This is a genomic window from Tistrella arctica, from assembly GCF_039630945.1.
Classification (GTDB): domain Bacteria; phylum Pseudomonadota; class Alphaproteobacteria; order Tistrellales; family Tistrellaceae; genus Tistrella; species Tistrella bauzanensis.
Map to the genome: position 1 here is coordinate 20,755 of NZ_JBBKTV010000004.1, position 17,326 is coordinate 38,080.

Annotated in this window: 18 protein-coding genes; 15 read left to right on the top strand and 3 right to left on the bottom strand. The window is 66.8% G+C overall.

Annotated features, from left to right (window positions below; translation table 11 throughout):
* Positions 1–189: 189 nt before the first annotated feature.
* The 3 genes from WG924_RS09695 (at position 190) to WG924_RS09705 (ending at position 3,157) form a co-directional block, all read left to right on the top strand.
* Entirely contained in the window at positions 190–1,320 is a 1,131-nt protein-coding gene (locus tag WG924_RS09695; protein ID WP_345932827.1) for a CaiB/BaiF CoA transferase family protein, read from the top strand.
* 104 nt (positions 1,321–1,424) lie between these two features.
* On the top strand, positions 1,425–2,336 hold the full coding sequence (locus WG924_RS09700; protein ID WP_345932828.1) for a restriction endonuclease: 912 nt from the start codon (positions 1,425–1,427) through the stop codon (positions 2,334–2,336).
* A gap of 266 nt (positions 2,337–2,602) precedes the next feature.
* Complete coding sequence (locus WG924_RS09705; protein WP_345932829.1) at positions 2,603–3,157, top strand: hypothetical protein; 555 nt, start codon at positions 2,603–2,605, stop codon at positions 3,155–3,157.
* 21 nt (positions 3,158–3,178) lie between these two features.
* Here WG924_RS09705 and WG924_RS09710 read toward each other — a convergent pair whose 3' ends face one another.
* Positions 3,179–3,877, bottom strand: a complete 699-nt coding sequence (locus tag WG924_RS09710) for a fumarylacetoacetate hydrolase family protein (protein WP_345932830.1) — start codon at positions 3,875–3,877, stop codon at positions 3,179–3,181.
* A 99-nt stretch (positions 3,878–3,976) separates the two neighbouring features.
* On the opposite strand from WG924_RS09710, the gene WG924_RS09715 reads away from it, so the two are divergent.
* Positions 3,977–4,780 (top strand): IclR family transcriptional regulator, encoded by an 804-nt coding sequence (locus WG924_RS09715; protein ID WP_345932831.1) that lies wholly within the window; start codon positions 3,977–3,979, stop codon positions 4,778–4,780.
* On the opposite strand, the gene WG924_RS09720 is transcribed toward WG924_RS09715, so the two are convergent.
* Positions 4,740–6,008 (bottom strand): NAD(P)/FAD-dependent oxidoreductase, encoded by a 1,269-nt coding sequence (locus tag WG924_RS09720; protein ID WP_345932832.1) that lies wholly within the window; start codon positions 6,006–6,008, stop codon positions 4,740–4,742. The genes WG924_RS09715 and WG924_RS09720 overlap by 41 nt on opposite strands.
* 150 nt (positions 6,009–6,158) lie before the next feature.
* Between WG924_RS09720 and WG924_RS09725 the strand changes: the two genes are divergently transcribed.
* The 6 genes from WG924_RS09725 (at position 6,159) to WG924_RS09750 (ending at position 11,418) form a co-directional block, all read left to right on the top strand.
* Positions 6,159–7,403 carry an aromatic ring-hydroxylating dioxygenase subunit alpha gene (locus tag WG924_RS09725; protein WP_345932833.1) on the top strand — a complete coding sequence of 415 codons (1,245 nt, stop codon included), beginning with the start codon at positions 6,159–6,161 and terminating at the stop codon, positions 7,401–7,403.
* A 2-nt stretch (positions 7,404–7,405) separates the two neighbouring features.
* Positions 7,406–7,894 (top strand): aromatic-ring-hydroxylating dioxygenase subunit beta, encoded by a 489-nt coding sequence (locus WG924_RS09730; RefSeq protein ID WP_188580926.1) that lies wholly within the window; start codon positions 7,406–7,408, stop codon positions 7,892–7,894.
* Positions 7,895–7,935: 41 nt separating this feature from the next.
* On the top strand, positions 7,936–8,289 hold the full coding sequence (locus tag WG924_RS09735) for a non-heme iron oxygenase ferredoxin subunit (protein WP_345932834.1): 354 nt from the start codon (positions 7,936–7,938) through the stop codon (positions 8,287–8,289).
* Positions 8,286–9,338 carry a gentisate 1,2-dioxygenase gene (gtdA, locus tag WG924_RS09740; protein WP_345932835.1) on the top strand — a complete coding sequence of 351 codons (1,053 nt, stop codon included), beginning with the start codon at positions 8,286–8,288 and terminating at the stop codon, positions 9,336–9,338. The genes WG924_RS09735 and gtdA overlap by 4 nt, the downstream gene beginning before the upstream one ends.
* A gap of 109 nt (positions 9,339–9,447) precedes the next feature.
* Positions 9,448–10,800, top strand: a complete 1,353-nt coding sequence (locus WG924_RS09745; RefSeq protein ID WP_345932836.1) for an MFS transporter — start codon at positions 9,448–9,450, stop codon at positions 10,798–10,800.
* 189 nt (positions 10,801–10,989) lie between these two features.
* Positions 10,990–11,418 carry a VOC family protein gene (locus WG924_RS09750; protein ID WP_345932837.1) on the top strand — a complete coding sequence of 143 codons (429 nt, stop codon included), beginning with the start codon at positions 10,990–10,992 and terminating at the stop codon, positions 11,416–11,418.
* Between the two features lie 9 nt (positions 11,419–11,427).
* Here WG924_RS09750 and WG924_RS09755 read toward each other — a convergent pair whose 3' ends face one another.
* On the bottom strand, positions 11,428–12,474 hold the full coding sequence (locus tag WG924_RS09755; RefSeq protein ID WP_345932838.1) for an AraC family transcriptional regulator: 1,047 nt from the start codon (positions 12,472–12,474) through the stop codon (positions 11,428–11,430).
* A 339-nt stretch (positions 12,475–12,813) separates the two neighbouring features.
* Here WG924_RS09755 and WG924_RS09760 point away from each other — a divergent pair, with 339 nt between their 5' ends.
* From WG924_RS09760 to WG924_RS09780, 5 genes are all read left to right on the top strand, one after another.
* Entirely contained in the window at positions 12,814–13,995 is a 1,182-nt protein-coding gene (locus WG924_RS09760; protein WP_345932839.1) for an ABC transporter substrate-binding protein, read from the top strand.
* 73 nt (positions 13,996–14,068) lie between these two features.
* Positions 14,069–14,926, top strand: a complete 858-nt coding sequence (locus tag WG924_RS09765) for a branched-chain amino acid ABC transporter permease (RefSeq protein WP_345932840.1) — start codon at positions 14,069–14,071, stop codon at positions 14,924–14,926.
* The gene (locus tag WG924_RS09770) at positions 14,923–15,879 is read left to right on the top strand and encodes a branched-chain amino acid ABC transporter permease (protein WP_345932841.1); all 957 of its coding nucleotides are present in this window, start codon (positions 14,923–14,925) and stop codon (positions 15,877–15,879) included. Before WG924_RS09765 ends, WG924_RS09770 begins: the two co-directional genes overlap by 4 nt.
* Positions 15,876–16,625 (top strand): ABC transporter ATP-binding protein, encoded by a 750-nt coding sequence (locus tag WG924_RS09775; protein WP_345932842.1) that lies wholly within the window; start codon positions 15,876–15,878, stop codon positions 16,623–16,625. Before WG924_RS09770 ends, WG924_RS09775 begins: the two co-directional genes overlap by 4 nt.
* Entirely contained in the window at positions 16,622–17,323 is a 702-nt protein-coding gene (locus WG924_RS09780; protein ID WP_345932843.1) for an ABC transporter ATP-binding protein, read from the top strand. The genes WG924_RS09775 and WG924_RS09780 overlap by 4 nt, the downstream gene beginning before the upstream one ends.
* Positions 17,324–17,326: the final 3 nt, after the last annotated feature.

A 17,326-nucleotide genomic window follows, 5' to 3' on the forward strand; every position in this document is an offset into this window, starting at 1 on the left:
CCCAGCGGAGCGCGTGGGCAGCGCGCGACATCCCCCGCTATTCTTTGTGGTCAGGGGGCTGACCCGACGGATACATCAATACCCACCGGTCAAAAACCGGTTGCGGATCGGCCCGATCGCTTCAATCATACGCACCGGCCAGCCGGCGCGCCACAACCGCCAGGGCCGCAACCGACAGGGAGATATCATATGGGTCCGCTTCAGGGGATCAGGGTCGTCGAGATCGCAGGGCTGGGGCCGGGGCCGTTCTGTGCCATGCTGCTGGCGGATATGGGCGCCGATGTGCTGCGCATCGAACGGTCGACCGGCAGCGGGCTGTTCGAGCCGAAATTCGACCTGACCAATCGCGGCAAGCGGTCGGTGGTGATCGACCTGAAGAAGCCCGAGGGCATCGCCGCGGTGCTGAAGCTGGTGGAAAGCGCCGATATCCTGACCGAAGGGTTCCGCCCCGGGGTGATGGAACGGCTGGGTCTGGGGCCCGAGGCCTGCCTTGCCCGCAACCCGAAGCTGGTCTATGGCCGCATGACCGGCTTCGGTCAGACCGGGCCGCTGGCCAAGGTGGCCGGCCACGACATCAACTACATCGCCATGTCGGGCGCGCTGCATGCGATCGGCGGTGCCGACAAGCCGGTGCCGCCGCTCAATCTGGTGGGCGATTTCGGCGGCGGCGCGCTGTATCTGGCCTTCGGGCTGGTCTCGGCGCTGCTGGAAACCCGCCGGAGCGGCCAGGGCCAGGTGGTTGACGCCACCATGATCGACGGTGCCGCCAGCCTGATGACCATGATGTATGGCATGGCGGCGGCCGGTGGCTGGGAAGATCGCCGCGAGGCCAATCTGGTCGATGGCGGCGCCCATTTCTATGACACCTATGAAACCGCCGACGGCCTTCATGTCTCGATCGGCTCGATCGAGCCGCAATTCTATGCCGAACTGGTCCGGCTGGCCGGGCTCGACCCCGAGACCTTCGCGCCACAGAACGACAAGGCGCAATGGCCGGCGTTGAAGGCGAAACTGGCCGAGGTGATCCGCACCAAGACCCGCGACGCGTGGTGCGCGATCATGGAAGGCACCGATGTCTGCTTCGCGCCGGTGCTGTCGATGTTCGAGGCGCCCGAACACCCCCATAACCGCGCCCGAGGCACCTTCATCGAGATCGACGGCGTGCTTCAGCCGGGCCCGGCGCCGCGCTTCAGCCGCACGGTGCCGGACCAGCCGACCCCGCCGCCGGCCCCCGGCAGCCATACCGACCAGGGCCTCGCCGATTGGGGCTTCTCGGCCGGCGAGATCACGGCGCTGAAGGCATCGGGGGCGGCTGCCTGAGGCAGGCGGCTCGACCACGGCCGGGCACGCCCAATCTTGTGGCGTGTTCCCGGCCGCTGCCGCTATCCTGCGTGGCGCTGTTGTGACACCCAAGGATGCGCCTGATGCCGATCCCCGATTATCAGACCCTGATGCTGCCGGTGCTGCGGATCGCGGGCCAGGGGGAAGCCAGGGTCGCGGCGGTGGTCGACCAGATCGCCGATGAGTTCGGGCTGACCGCGGATGAACGCGCAGCCCTGCTGCCGAGCGGCCGGCAGCGGGTGATCCACAACCGCCTTCATTGGGCGAAATTCTATCTGACCAGGGCCGGATTGATCGAGGCCCTGGGCAAAGGGCGCTTCATTGCCACCCCGGAAGGGCTGCGCGTGCTGGCGACGCGTCCTGAGCGGATCGATACCCACAGCCTGAAGGCCTATCCGGCCTTCGCGGCGTTCTATGGCAAGCCGGCGGCGACGGTCGATGACGGCGCGGTAGCATCGCCGCAGGACCAGACGCCGGAAGAGCTGATCGACAATGCCTGGCAGGCGCTGCAATCGGCGCTGCGTGACGATCTGATCGCGCGCATCCTGCTGAACACGCCCGACTTCTTTGAACGCGTGATCATCGACCTGCTGGTGGCGATGGGCTATGGCGGGTCGCATGCCGATGCCGCCACCAGGCTTGGGCGTAGCGGCGATCGTGGCGTCGACGGCGTGATCAATGAAGACCGGCTGGGGCTGGACCGGGTCTATGTCCAGGCAAAGCGCTATGCGCCGGAAAACAGCGTCGGGCGGCCCGATGTGCAGGGCTTCCTTGGCAGTCTGGTCGGGTTCGGCGCCACCAAGGGCGTGTTTGTCACCACCTCCAGCTTTTCAAGCGGTGCCCGCGACTTCGTGCGCCATCTGCCGCAGCGGATCGTGCTGATCGACGGCGCCCAACTGGCCGATCTGATGATCGAGCATGATGTGGGCGTGCGCACCAGCCGGATGATCGCGGTCAAGCGGCTGGACGAGGATTTCTTCACCGAGGCCGACTGACTTGTCGCCCATGCCGCAGGGCGTGGGCGGTGGTTGCAGCAAGCGGCAACATTATCGGTCTTTGATAGGGAAGACGCTAAAGCGGTCCCAAACCGCGGGATACGGGCTGAGGCCATGCCCCGGCAATTCCGGCCGGAACCGGCCAGCCAGGACGAGGGGGCAAAGGGCATGCCATGAGCCGGTCCGTGCGGCCGTGGCCGTGCCGGAACCCATCGGCGGGGGAGGGGTTGTCGGCATAAGCACCCGACAATCGAGGAGGCCCCGCCATGGCGAGCCCCAACCCCCGTTCCGACGATCCCCGTTCCGAGACCGACCGCCGTCACGATCCCGAACCCCGCGCGGCCGCGCGGCCGATGCCCGATCCGCAGCCGTCGACGACGCCGCGGCCGATGGATGATCCGCGCCCGGCAGCAGCGGCGGCGACGCCAGCCGGTGGGGCGCCGCAGCATCCGCCGGGGCCGGTGGAGCCGGTCGATCCGGCCGACCCGGCGGGGCCATCACCGCTCGGTCCCGGCCCGCTCGGTCCCGGCCCGGTCGGCCCCGAGCCGACCGACCCCACGCCCGGCGGCCCGGCCGATCGTCCGGAGATGGTGGAGCCCAGCATCACCGGCACCCGTCGCGGCACCGCATCGGGCACCGCGCAGGAGCCGCCGATCGCGGCCGATCCGGCGATGGAAAGTCCGACCGCCGCGCGGCCGGCTTATTCGGGTGAGGACACCAGCCAGGGCGAGATCATCCTGCGCACCCGCCAGCGCCGCCGCATCTTCATCGGCGGGCTGGTGGCGTTGGTGGTGATCGTGATCCTGGCGGCGATCTGGTAGCGGCGGCCGCTGGCGCGGCGCTTATTCCGGATCGCCGATGGTGAGCGCGATGGTGCCAAGGCCCGCGATCGAGCCCTCGATCCGGTCGCCCGCCACCACGGCGCCGACCCCTTCGGGCGTGCCGGTATAGATCAGGTCGCCCGGCGCCAGATGATAGAACCGCGACAGATGGGCGATCAACGGCGCCACCGGCCAGATCAACAGGCCGAGATCGCTCGACTGGCGGGTGACGCCATTGACCCGCAGCTCCAGGGCACCGGCCGAGGGGTGGCCGCAGGTCGCGACCGGCACGATGTCGGACAGCACCGCCGATTGCTCGACATCCTTGCCCAGATCCCACGGGCGCTGAACCGCCCGGGCGGCCAGTTGCAGGTCGCGCCGGGTCATGTCGAGCCCGCAGGCATAGCCGAACACGGCCTCCAGCGCCGATGCCGCATCGACCCGGAAGGCCGGACGGCCGATGGCGACCACAAGTTCCATCTCGTAATGATAATTCGCCGTGCCCGGCGGATAGGGAGCGGTGGTGCCCGATGGCTGAAAGGCCAGGGCCGATTTGGTGAAATAGAACGGCGCCTCGCGGTCGACCTCCACCCCCATTTCGCGGGCATGGGCCTCGTAATTGCGCCCGACGCAGAAAATCCGCCGGATGGGAAACAGGCGCGCGTCACCCTGGATCGGGGCTGCCGGCCAGGCCGGCGCCGGAAAAGCATAACTGGTCATCGATATCCCTTATGGCGGGTGTGGGCTTCATTGTCGGGGCGGTGCCGACCGGCTATGGTGCCGGCCGATATCGGTGGTCGGGCATCAGGAGCAGGCGGCATGGCTGAACGGTCGGGCGTGGTGGAGCGGTCGGGCGTCGGAGAGCGGCGCAAGGGCATCCAGTCGGTGGAAATCGGGCTGGGCGTGCTCGATGCCCTGGTCAGGCTGGGCCGCCCGGCGGCATTGTCGGATGTGGCGCGGGCCGCCGGCCAGTCGACCAGCCAGACCCATCGTTATCTGGCGAGCTTCGTCAATGCCGGCTATCTGCGCCAGGATGCGGCGACCGCGCTGTATGACCTGCACACCGGCGCACTTAGGCTGGGGCTTGCCGCCATGGGCCGGCTCGATGTGTTCGAACAGGCGGGGCAGGGCGCCGAGGCGCTGGTTGCCGCCACCGGCCGCACGGTGCTGATCGCGGTCTGGGCCGATAGCGGCCCCACCATCATCCGCTGGTATCCGGGCAGCCCGCCGGTCTACACCACACTGGCCATCGGCTCGCATCTGTCGCTGACCCAATCGGCCACCGGCCGGATCTTCCTGGCCTTTCTGAACGAGAGTTTCGTGTCGGACCTGCTGCAACGCGAGTTGGTCGCCGAGCGCAGCGACGGCCCGGTGGATATCGATGCCCTGCGCCAGCAGGTGCGCCGCGATCTGGTGGCCTGGGTCGACGGCACCACGGCGCCGGGCCTGCGCGCCTTTGCCGCCCCGGTGTTCAACCTTCAGGGGCAACTGGTGCTGGCGCTGTCGGTCATCGCCTCGCAGAATTTCGGCACCAGCGGCGACGACGCGGCGCGCGCGCAGTTGATCGACACCGCCCGCGCGATCACGCATCGACTAGGCGGGCGCTGGCCGGGCGGGGATTGAGGACGGCGCGGGCGGCGCGGCCATCGAAGGTGGCGGCGCCGATCAGCGCATCGGGCAGCATGGCGCCGGCCGTGACCAGCCGGCGGCAGATGCTCATCTCACGCCCGGCATTCACCGCGGCGGCACCGATCAGCCGGTTGCCGTCGAGCACCAGAAACAGCCGGCCGTCGATGGCCGCCTGGTTTTGGGCCCCTGGCTGCTGCTCGACGATCCGCGCGCCATCGGCCTCGGGTCCGGTGATGCCGGCAAGCTGAACGTTCAGATCATACTGATCGGTCCAGAACCACGGCGCCTCGGCCACAGGCGGCGCGGCGCCAAGGATCGCCGCCACCGCATGGGCGGCGGTGACATTGGCATTCTGCCAGGTCTCGCAACGCATCGCCCGGCCCATCGGCCCCGGCTGGGCCGCGACATCGCCGATCGCGAAGATCGCCGGGTCGCTGCTGCGCATCCGGTGGTCGACCACGATGCCGTCATCGACCGCCAGCCCCGCCGCCTGGGCCAGCCCGCTATCGGGCACCACGCCGATGCCGGCCACCGCGACATCGGCCGATAGAATGCTGCCATCCGACAGGGTGGCATGAATGCCGCCGGTATCTTCGTGCAGGGCGCGCACCCGGGTTGCGGTGCGGATCGCCACGCCGGCTGTGGCATGGCGGGCGGCAATCAGGGCCGCGACCGGCGCCGGGAAGTTGCGCCCCAGCAGCCGTGAGCCGATCTCGACCACGGTGACGGCCAGCCCCTTGGTGGCCAGTGTGGCCGCGACCTCCAGCCCGATCACACCGCCACCGACGATCAGCACCGAACGCGCCCGCGCCGCGTGCGCCGACAGCGCGGTCACGTCGTCGATCGTGCGCAGGTCGTGCAGCCGGTCGAGCGTGAAGGGCAGGCGGCGGGGCCGGCTGCCGGTTGCCAGCACCAGATGCGCATAGGGCAGATCTGTGCCGTCGTCCAGCCGGATGCGGGCGGCGCGCCGGTCGATGGCGGTGGCCTGGTGGCCCAGAACCAGACGGATGCCGGCCTGCTGATACCGCGTGGGATCGGCCAGCCAGGTCGGTGATGTGGCAGGGTCGCTCAACATGTCTTTCGACAGCGGCGGCCGCTCATAAGGCGGCAGGGTTTCGGCCCCGATCAGGGTCACCGGGCCGTTATAGCCGCCCTCGGCCAGCATCAGCGCCGCGCGCCCGCCGGCATGTCCGGCACCGATGATCACCGCGCCTGCCGTCATCGATTTCTCCTTGGGGGATGGCTGTCCGTTGGGGGGGCCGCATCTGCCGGCTCACGAACCGGCTTGACGGCTGTTATTCGCACAGTATACAACGAATAACACAATATGCAACAAGCCGCGCCATCAGCGGCGGGGCGAGGGAGGCTGAGGATGACCGTGCAGACGGATCACGCTTGGGCCGGCCGGGCTTGGGGAACCGACGACGCCGGCAAGGTGCCCTATTGGGTTTATACCGATCAGGCGGTCTATGACCGCGAGCTTCAGCGCATCTGGTATGGGCCGCACTGGCTGTATTGCGCGCTGGAGGCCGAAATTCCGGCGGTCGGCGACTTCAAGACCACCACGCTGGGCGCGCGGCCGGTGATCGTGGTTCGCAGCGCCGAAGACGAGATCAGCGTGGTGGAGAATCGCTGTGCGCATCGCGGCGTGAAGTTCTGCCAGGCGCGCCAGGGCCATACCCAGGATCTGCTGTGCCCCTATCACCAATGGGCCTATGACCTGCGCGGCAATCTGGTCGGCGTGCCGTTCCGCCGGGGCGTGAAGCGCCAGGGTGGCATGCCGCAGGATTTCGACCCCGCCAATCACGGCCTGCGCCGGTTGCGGGTCGAGGTGGTCAACGGCGTGGTCTGGGCGACCTTCTCGGACCAGACGCCTCCCTTCCGCGACTATCTGGGCGAGAAATTCTGGGCGCATTACACGAGGGTCTATGACGGCCGCAAGCTGGAGGTGCTGGGCTATAACCGCCAGCACATTCCGGCGAACTGGAAGCTGATGATGGAGAACATCAAGGATCCCTATCACGCGGGATTGCTGCATGTGTTCTTCGCGACCTTCGGCCTGTTCCGCGCCGATCAGAAATCGGCGGTGGATATCGACGAGACCGGCCGCCACGGCATCCTGATCAGCCGCAAGGGCGAGCAGGAGGTGAACGACGTCACCGCCGGGATGCGCAACTTCCAGGGCGATCTGACACTGGCGGACCCACGTATTCTCGACGTGGTGAAGGAATTCCCCGGTGACGAGACCGTGGGCATGATCACGGTGTTTCCCAGCGTGATCCTTCAGCAGCAGGTCAATTCGCTGACCGCGCGCCAGATCGTGCCCACCGGCCCCGGCGGCTTCGACTTCCACTGGACCCATTGGTGCTATGCCGACGACACGCCCGAGATGAAGCTGCGGCGCACCCGGCAGGCCAATCTGTTCGGCCCGGCCGGCTTCGTGTCGGCCGATGACGGCGAGATCATCGAGATGAGCCAGCAGGGCTTCTCTCCGGTGCCCGACGAGGATGCGCTGGTGATCATGGGCGGCCGGGATATAGCGCCCACCGATTACATGGTCACCGAAACCGCGATCCGCGGCATGTATCGCTATTGGCGGGAGATGATGGGGCTGTGACCATGATCGCAACCGATGCGGCACCGGCGGTCGATATGCGCGCCCGGGTCCGTGACCTGTACGACGCCTATTACGACACGCTCGACGATGTGCGGCTGGCCGACTGGCCGGATTTCTTCACCGTGGACTGCCTGTATCGGGTGATCCCGCGCGAGAATGCCGAGCGCGGCTATACCCTGTGCACGATGCAGGCCGAAAGCCGCGGCATGCTTCAGGACCGGGTCACCGGGCTGACCACCACCCAGATGTATGCGCCGCGCTATTACCGGCGGTTTCCCGGCCCGATCCGGATGACGGTCGATGACCGGGGGGTCCGCACCCGCCACAATCTGCTGGTGGTGCAGACCCTGATCGACCGCCAGTCCGAGATCGTGCTGTCGGCGGTGTGTCACGATCTGGTGGTGGAACAGGCCGGTGGCCTGCTGCTGGCCGAACGGGTGGTGGTGATCGACAGCGAGATGATCCCCAACAGCCTGATCTATCCCGCCTGAGCCGGCCCGCCTGAGCCAGACCTAGCTTGAGGGCATGAACCATGAGTTGGATCAAGACCATACCGGCCGCGGCGCTGGCGGGCGAGGGGGTTGCCTGCGCCGAGGCCGGTGGCCATCGCATTGCGCTGTATGACGTGGACGGCGCCTATTACGCCACGGCCGATATCTGCACCCATGGCCGCGCCTTTCTGTCGGACGGCTATCTCGACGGCCATCTGATCGAATGCCCGCTGCATCAGGGGCTGTTCGATGTCCGCACCGGCGCACCGGCGGGCGCACCCTGCACCGTGGCGGTGCGCAGTTTTCCGGTGAAGCTGGAGGACGGGATGCTGTATGTCGAGGCCGGCGGAGGAGAGGTTGATGGAGGAGAGGTCGGCGGAGGAGACGGGGTATGACGCGGAGCAACGACAATGCGGCCCAGCTTCAGCAGCTTTATAACGAGATGCGGCCACAATCGCTGTATCCGTTATGGGAGGTGCTGGCGGATCTGGTGACGTCGCAGCCGCGATCGCCGGCCCTGGCCTGGCGGTGGGAGTATGCCGGTGCCCGCGATTATCTGCTGCGTGCCGGCGACCTGATCAGCGCGGAAGCGGCGGAGCGGCGGGTGCTGATCCTGGAAAATCCGGGGCTTGCCGGCAGCTCCGGCATCACCACCAGCCTCTATGCCGGGCTGCAACTGATCCTGCCCGGAGAGGTGGCGCCCTGCCACCGCCACACCCAATCGGCCCTGCGCTTCGTGATGGAGGGTGAGGGCGCCTATACCGCGGTGGATGGCGAAAAGGCGGTGATGGCGCCGTTCGATCTGGTGCTGACCCCGAACTGGCAATGGCATGACCATGGCAATACGTCGGGCCGGCCGATGATCTGGCTCGACGGGCTGGATATTCCGACCATCCGCCATTTCGATGCCAGCTTCGCCGAACGGCTGCCGCAGGCCGCCCATCCGGGAACCGTGCCGCCGGGCGACAGCCAGCGGCGCTATGGCCGCAATCTCAGGCCGATGCGCGCCAGCACCGCCGACCGGCGGCCGGCGGGGCAACCCCTGTTCCATTACCGCCATGCCGACTGGCGGCCGGCGCTGGCCGATCTGGCCGCCGCCGAAGCGCCCGATCCGGTGCTGGGTCATGCGCTGGAATTCCTCAACCCCGCCGATGGCGGCGCGATCATGCCGACCATTTCGGCCCATCTCCGGCATCTGCCGGCGGGGTTCGAGACCCGGCCCCGGCGGTCGACCGATGGCACGGTTTTCGTGGTGGTCGAGGGCCGCGGCGAGGCGCGGATCGACGATGAGGTCTTCACCCTCGATGACCGCGACATCCTGGTGGTGCCGTCCTGGCGCGAACTGACGCTGCGCGCCACCACCGATCTGGTGCTGTTCGGCTATTCCGACCGCACCGCACAGGAGAAGCTGGGCCTGTACCGCGCGGCCGCAGCCGGCGGCTGAGCCGGGCGCCGCACCTCCGGACGCGCTGGCCCAGACGCGAGCGATTGCCGGCAAAAAGAACAATCAAGATCAATCAAGATCAATATCGAGACATGGGGGAGGGATCGTCATGGACCGGAGACCGGCCATCGACATCGTCACCGCGATCGAACGCGCGCGGTTCGGACCATTTCAGTTCACCATCACCGCGCTCTGCGCGCTGATCGCCCTGCTCGACGGCTTCGACACCCAGGCGATCGCCTATGTGGCGCCGGTGATCGCCGAAGACTGGCAGATGAACATGGCCAGCTTCGGCCCGATCTTCGGCGCCGGTCTGGCCGGGTTGACGGTGGGCGCGTTCGTGTTGAGCCCGGCCGCCGACCGTTTCGGCCGCAAGAGCATCATCCTGGCCTCGATGCTGGTGTTCGGCGTGTTCTCGCTGGTCACGGCCTGGGCCGACAGCTTCAACGACCTGTTGTTGTATCGCTTCCTGACCGGGGTCGGGCTTGGCGGCGCCATGCCCAATATCATCGCGCTGACTTCGGAATATGCGCCGGCACGGTTGCGGGCGACGCTGGTCACGATCATGTTTTGCGGCTTTCCCTTCGGCTCCACCCTGGGCGGGCTGGCCAGCGCGCCGTTGATCGAGGCGTTCGGCTGGCGGTCGGTGTTCATTCTGGGCGGCATCGCGCCGCTGGTGGTGCTGGCGGTTCTGGTGGTCATGCTGCCGGAATCGCTGCGCTATCTGGTGGCGCGCGGGGCGCCGGCCGCACGGATCAACCGCATCCTTGTTCGGCTCGATCCCACCCACCGGCCGGCACCCGATGATGTCTTCGCGCTGAACGAGCCGGTCTCGCGCGGTTTCCCGGTGACGAAGCTGTTCCAGGACGGCCGGGCGCGAACGACGCTGCTGTTATGGGCGGCGTTCTTCATGAACCTGCTGGTGATGTATTTCCTGGTGAGCTGGCTGCCATCGCTGCTGCGCGGCACCGGCCTGCCGATCGGCATCGCCATCCTGTCGACCGCGATCCTCAACCTTGGCGGCGTGGTCGGCGCCATCGCGCTGGGCCGGATGATCGACCGGATCAACCCGCATCTGGTGCTTGGCAGCGCCTATGCCGCCTCGGCGCTGTTCATCGTGATCGTGGCGCAAGGGGCATCCAATCTGTGGATCCTGATGCCCGCGACCTTCCTCGCCGGCTTCGGCGTGGTCGGCGCCCAGATCGGCATGAACGCGCTGACGGCGGGCATCTATCCGACCGCGATCCGATCGACCGGCGTCGGCTGGGCGCTGGGCGTGGGCCGGATCGGATCGATCATCGGCCCGGTCGCCGGCGGCCTGCTGCTGGGCGCCGGCTGGGATGCGCGATCGGTGGTGATGGCCGCCGTCCTCCCGGCCCTGCTGGCCTCGGCCGCGGTCTTCGCCCTGCGCCGCCATACCAGCCGCACCACCGCCGCCGAGGCGCCGGCACTGGTGCATTGAGGCCCGCAGGGATACCGGCATGGCGCGCGTGACCATATCACACGCGCGCCATGCGTTTGCGCCGGCGCCACGCGCCTGGCGACGATCAGCCGTCGGTAAACACGGCGCGTTTCAAGGCGCCTGCCTGTTATCATCCGCATCGCCGCTCAAGATAAAGCGCCATAAGCCCATTTTGCGGGGAGAACCGACATGGACGCCACCCGACTGCATCGTGGCCGGCTGATCGACCACATCCAGCTCGTCGTGCGCGATCTGGAGGCCAGCCAGGATTTCTATACGGCGGTGTTGGCCGTGTTGGAGATCCCCGTCATCGGCACGACCGACGGCTATTTCTGGGCGGATGAACTCGTCGTGTCCTCGGCGGAAAGCCCGGCGGCACTAGGAGCCCTGACAGGGCGCCATCACCTGGCCTTTCAAGCCAAAGATCATGCGACAGTGGACGCATTCTATCGCGCGGCGCTGGCCCATGGCGGGCGAGATAACGGGGCACCAGGAGAACGGCGCTATCATCCTGGATATTACGCCGCGTTCGTGCTCGACCCCGATGGCAACAACATCGAGGCTGTGTACCACGGCGAGGCACGACGCAACGCGCCTTCAGTGGTGATCGAATTCTAAGGATCGGTCCTAACTCGACGCGGCGACGATGCGCAGACCGTTCTTGCGATAGTTCGAGGGCGGCACGCCCGCGACCCGGCGGAAGAACCTTGAGAAGCTGGCCATTTCGGCGAAGCCCAGGCGGTCGCTGATTTCCGACATCGGCAGATCCGTGGTGTCGAGCAACTCGCGCGCGCGGCGCAGCCGGACATTGTCGAGCGCCTGACGATAGCTGGTGCCGGTCTCGGCCAGTTTGCGGTGCAGCGAACGTTCCGAGACGTTCAGCGCCTGTGCCGCCTCTAAAGCGTTCGGAAAAGCCCCGCGCGACTGCATCAGCAATTGATAGACCGATTTCACGATGCCGGCATGCGTCGGGCTGGTGTCGAGCATGTTCTGGCAGAGCCGGCGATAGTTCTCGGCCAGCGACGGGTTCGCCAGCGGCAGCGGCAGGGCACCGGCGCCGTCGGCAAAATGGAAACAGCTCCGCGGCGCGCGGTAGACGATCTCGGCCTGCCAGCGGTCTTCCAGGCCCATCCAGCCCCTGGGCCGGTCGAGCCGGCTTTCGATCAGGCGCACCGGCAGACTTTCCTGCCGCATGTCGCGAAAGAAGGTCAGCGCCGAGCCGAGCAGGCGCTCGTGCAGGAATTCCATCAGGCCGGCCGGCACGTAGTCGTCATTGGCCAGGAAGGCGACGGCGACGTCGTTCTTCATCGGGATGTCGTATTCGAACAGCGCATATCCCAGCCCCTGCATCGCGGCGAAGGTGCACAAGCCCTCGGTGACATCGCGTGAGACCAGCACGGCCAGCCCGAGCGGGCCATAGGCGAGCAGGCTGTAGCGCAGCCCGGTCAGGAAGCCGATGCCCGGAATATGCTGCGTCGCACGCCAGAACAGCCGCTGAAACGCCAGTTCCTGATAGCCGTTGAGGGTGCCCCAGGGGTCGTGCAGGATGTCACGGGCAAGGCCCGCCTCGCTCACCAGCGGCACGGGATCGATGCCGTGTTCGGTCAGCATTCCGGCCATGATCTGAATGCTCTGGCTCGGCAGGCGTATGCTCTGAATCAGACCGACCTTCATGGCATGCTCCGACCATTTCACACCGGTGGCCAAGATGACCGATTGGCAGTAAAAGTCAAATTATTGGCATGCCCGAACATTCTCAATCGGACGGAAGCCCGTCATCCTGGCTTCTGGGAGACAAGATGTCGGAAGGCTCATCTCGTTGAAAAACGGATGATTTGACGCACACGGCGCCAGCCGGGAGACCGGCTTGCACGAGTGACGATCAATTGGCCGAAACTGACAACTCCTATCATGCCTGCGCATAGATCGACAGCAGACGCCCGCGGATGACCCCGGGCCGGCTCTCGCGCATGTCAGGCGGATCATTCGAGGGTTACATCCCTGGGAGGAAACATGAAACGTCGAGATTTTCTGCGCATGGCCGGTGCCGCGGCTCTTGCCAGCACGCTGCCTGTGCCGATGCTGCGCGCCAGGACGATGGACGAGTTCCATATCGCCGCCATTCTCGCCTTTTCGGGCGCCTATGGTCTGATCGGCAACGACATGCGCAAGGGCGCCGAACTGGCCGTCGCCCAGCGTGGTGGCAAGGTGCTGGGCAAGCCGATCCGCTTCAGCTGGGAGGATGACGAAACCAAGCCGCAGCCCGCGGTGCAGAAGGCCAGCCGCCTGCTGGCGGAAGGCGCGCAGATGATGTTCGGCGCGGTCGGCTCGGCCTCGACATTGGCGCTGCAAAGCCTGTCGACACAGCGCAAGGTGCCCCATCTCGTCACCATCTCGGCCGACGACGCGATCACCAAGCCGGGCGGCGCGCCCTATTCCTTCCGCACGTCGAATACGCTCGGCATGGAAATCAAGATGACGATGGAGTTCGTCAAGTCGCGCGGGCTGAAGAAGATCTATGCGGTGACCGCCGACTATCAGGCGACGCGTACCGGCTTCGAGCAGTTCGCCGAGATGGCCAAAGCCGCCGGGGTCGAGATCGTCGGCAATGATTATGCGCCGCTGGGCAACCGCGACTTCTCGGTGATCATCGACAAGATGGCGCGGTCCGACGCCGACGGCATCGCGGTCATGGCCACCGGCAATGACGGCATCACCTTCGTCAAACAGGCCGGGCAGGTCGCGCTGGGCAAGGACAGGGTCATCTTCGGCCCGGTGCTGCAGGACGACGTCTTCGCCGCCGCGACCGGGCCGGCCGCGCTGGGGGTGAATTCCGGCGTGCGCTATCACTACAGCCTCGACAATCCGGCGAACAAAGCCTTCGTCGCGGCCTATCGCGACGCGCATGGCACGTTTCCGTCGAGCTTCGCGGGCGAAGCCTATGACGGGCTGCGCTGGTGGCTGGACGTGGTCGAGCAAACCGATAGCTGGGATGCCGATGTCTGGGCCGAGGCCTTCGCGACCAGCGTCTATGAGGACTCGATCGAGGGCCGCAAGGAGATGCGCGCCTGCGACCATCAGGCCTCGCAGGTCGGGCTCTGGGGCGAGGTGGTCAAGGGCGAGGCACCGATGCCCGAACTGACCATGAAGATCACCGAAATCTTCCCGGCGGACCGCCTGTTCAGCGCCTGCTGAACGGGCTGAGACACTTGAACGGCGGCGGGCCTCCGGTCCGTCGCCCGTCCGCTGTTTTCGGGATGACGCAGGTATGTCCACGATCATTATCGGGCTGAGTCTGAGCTTTCTTCTGTTTCTGCTGTCGGCGGGTCTGACGCTGATCTTCGGGATGCTGGGCGTGATCAACTTCGCCCATGGCGCGCTGTACATGCTGGGCGCCTATGCCAGCTTTCAGATCGTCCAGACGACCGGATCGTTCTGGCTGGGGCTGCTTATGGCGCCGGTGGTCATCGCGGGATTGGGCGCGCTGATCGAGATGTCGACGCTGAAGCGGGTCTATTCCCGCGACCATATCTTCCAATTGCTGCTGACCTTCGGCCTGATCCTGGTCATCGACGACGCCACCAAGCTGATCTGGGGCCTGGACTATAAGCAGGTGCCGACGCCGGATCTGCTGTCGGCGCCGGTGGCCCTGTTCGGCAGCCAGATTCCGGCCTATCGGCTGTTCGTCATCGTCTTCGGCGCGGCGGTGTCGCTGGGATTGTTCCTGCTGCTCGATCGCAGCAAGTGGGGGATGATCATCCGCGCGGCCAGTTCGGACCCCGACATGGCGCGGACGCTGGGCGTCGACGTGAACCGGGTCCGCACCGGCGTCTTCGCGCTGGGCGCCTATCTCGCGGCACTTGGTGGCGCGATCACCGCACCTCTGGTGCCGATCGAGCTGGGCATGGGGTTCAGCGTGATCATCGACTGTTTCGTCGTGGTCATCATCGGCGGGCTGGGCAATATCCGCGGCGCGATCTTCGCCTCGCTGCTGCTGGGGATGACGCGGGCCGCCGGCTATACCTATGCCACCGAATGGGTCGAACTTCTGACCTTCGCTCTGCTGATCGGAACGCTGATGTTCCGCCCCGCGGGCCTGTTCAGCTATAAGGGGCGCGCGGCATGACACGCAGAGCCATGGGCCGCATGCTGATGGCCCTGATCATCGCGGCGATGATCGCCGTGCCGTTGGTTCTGCCCGGCGAGCAATGGGTGAACCTGGTCAGCCTGATCCTGATCTGGGCGCTGTTCGCCATCGGCTTCGATCTGGTCTTCGGCGTGACCGGAATGCTGTCGTTCGGCCATGCGGCGCTGCTGGGAACCGGTGGCTATACGATGACCGTGCTGATGCTGAGCTACCAGGTCAGCTTCCTGCCGGCGCTGGCCGCCGCCGCCCTGGGCGGCGCGCTGCTGGCCTTCGCCATGGGGTTGTTCGCGCTTCGGGTGTCGGGCCTGTTCTTCGCGCTGCTGACGCTGGCGCTGGCGCAGATGATGTACATCCTGGCCTCGAACAAGCTGCGCGCGATCACCGGCGGGCTGGACGGGATCGCCGGCGTGCCGCGCCCCGACCTGTTCGGCATCGATTTCTATGACAACCGCAACTATTACGGCTTCATCGTCGTGGTCTTCCTGATCGGCCTTGCGATCATGGCTCTGCTGCGGGCCTCACCCTTCGGCCGGGCGCTGCGGGCGGTGCAGGCCAACGACACCCGTGCGGCACAGCTTGGCTATAACGTGCACGTCCTGCGGCAGCAGGCCTTCGTGGTGTCGGGCGCCTATGCCGGCGTGTCGGGCGCGCTGCTGGCCTCGCTGATGTTCTATATCAGCCCGCAGATGCTGCATTGGAGCACCTCGGGCGATGTGCTGATCATGACCGTTCTGGGCGGCAAGGGCACCCTGCTGGGGCCGATCCTGGGTGTCGCGGTATTCGAGCTGCTGAAGGAGGAACTGAGCCAGGTCACCCAATACTGGTATGGCATCCTGGGGCTGATCTTCATCCTGGCGACGATCTTCCTGCGCAACGGCATCGCCGGGCTGTTCGACGGCGCCCGCGACCGCGACGAGGGGGGCGCGCCATGACCGCGGGTTCGCTGAGCTGCGAGAACATCCAGGTGTCGTTCGGCGGGCTGAAGGCGGTCAACGACGTCAGCTATGACTTCAAGCCGGGGCGGCTTTACGGGCTGATCGGGCCGAACGGCGCGGGCAAGACCACGCTGATGAACGCGCTGTCGGGCCATGCCGCCTTGAGCGGCGGACGTGTCCGGCTCGACGGCCGCGATGTGACGCATCTGTCGGTGCACCGCCGCACGCGCGGCGGGCTGGGGCGCAGTTTCCAGATCACCAAGATCTTCGCCGGCATGTCGGTGCTGGAAAACCTTCAGATCGCGGCCTTCGCCCATCGCTATCGGTTGCAGCCCTTCTGGCTGCCGGCCAGCCGGTTCACGGCGGTGCGCGAACAGGCCGAACGGGTGCTGGAAGAGGTGGGGTTGACCGCGCTGGCGCATCGCCCGGCCGAATATCTGTCGCATGGCGACCAGCGCGCGCTGGAGGTGGGCCTGTCGCTGTTGAGCGAGCCGCGGGTGCTGCTGCTGGACGAACCGCTGGCGGGGGTCGGGCATGATCAGCTCGACCGGGCGATCGGCCTGATCAGGCAGATCGTGACGGGCCGCACGGTGCTGCTGATCGAGCACAACATGGATGTGGTGATGCAGGTCTCGGACGAGATCGTCGTGATGGTGCAGGGGCAGTTGCTGGCCTCGGGCAGCCCCGGGGACATCCGCGCCAATGCGGCGGTGCGGGCAGCCTATCTGGGAGACGAGGCATGACGCTGCTGGCGCTGGAGGGCTGCGATGTCTTCTATGGCAAGGCGCAGGCCCTGCACCGGGTGTCGCTGGGGATCGAGCCGGGCGAGGTGGTGTCGCTGATCGGGCGCAACGGCGCCGGCAAGAGCACCATTCTGAAAACCATGATCGGCCTCAACCGCGCGACCGGCGGGCGGCGGCTGTGGAAGGGCGGCGACGTGACCGCGCTGCGCCCGGACCAGCTCGGCCGGCTGGGCATCGCCTATGTGCCCGAGGACCGGCGGATCTTCTCCAATCTGTCGGTGGACGAAAACCTGCGCATCGCCACGGTGATGGGCCGGAAGGGTGGCTGGAACGCGGCCCGCGTCCACAAGCTGTTTCCGGTGCTGCGCGAGCGGGCGTCCCAGCCCGGCGACACGCTGTCGGGCGGCGAGCAGCAGATGCTGGCCATCGCGCGCGGGCTGCTGACCAACCCCGAGGTGCTGCTGCTGGACGAGCCCACCGAAGGGCTGGCGCCGTTGATCGTCGATCAACTGGTCGAGGCGATGCGCCTGATCAATGCCGAGGGCATGGCGCTGTTGCTGGTCGAGCAGAACCTGCGCGTGCCGATGAAGCTGGCCCACCGGCAATATGTGATCGACCACGGTGCCATCCGGTGGACCGGGACGACCGCCGACTTGCAGGCCAACCGCGACGACATTGAAAAACTGATCAGCCTTTGAGGG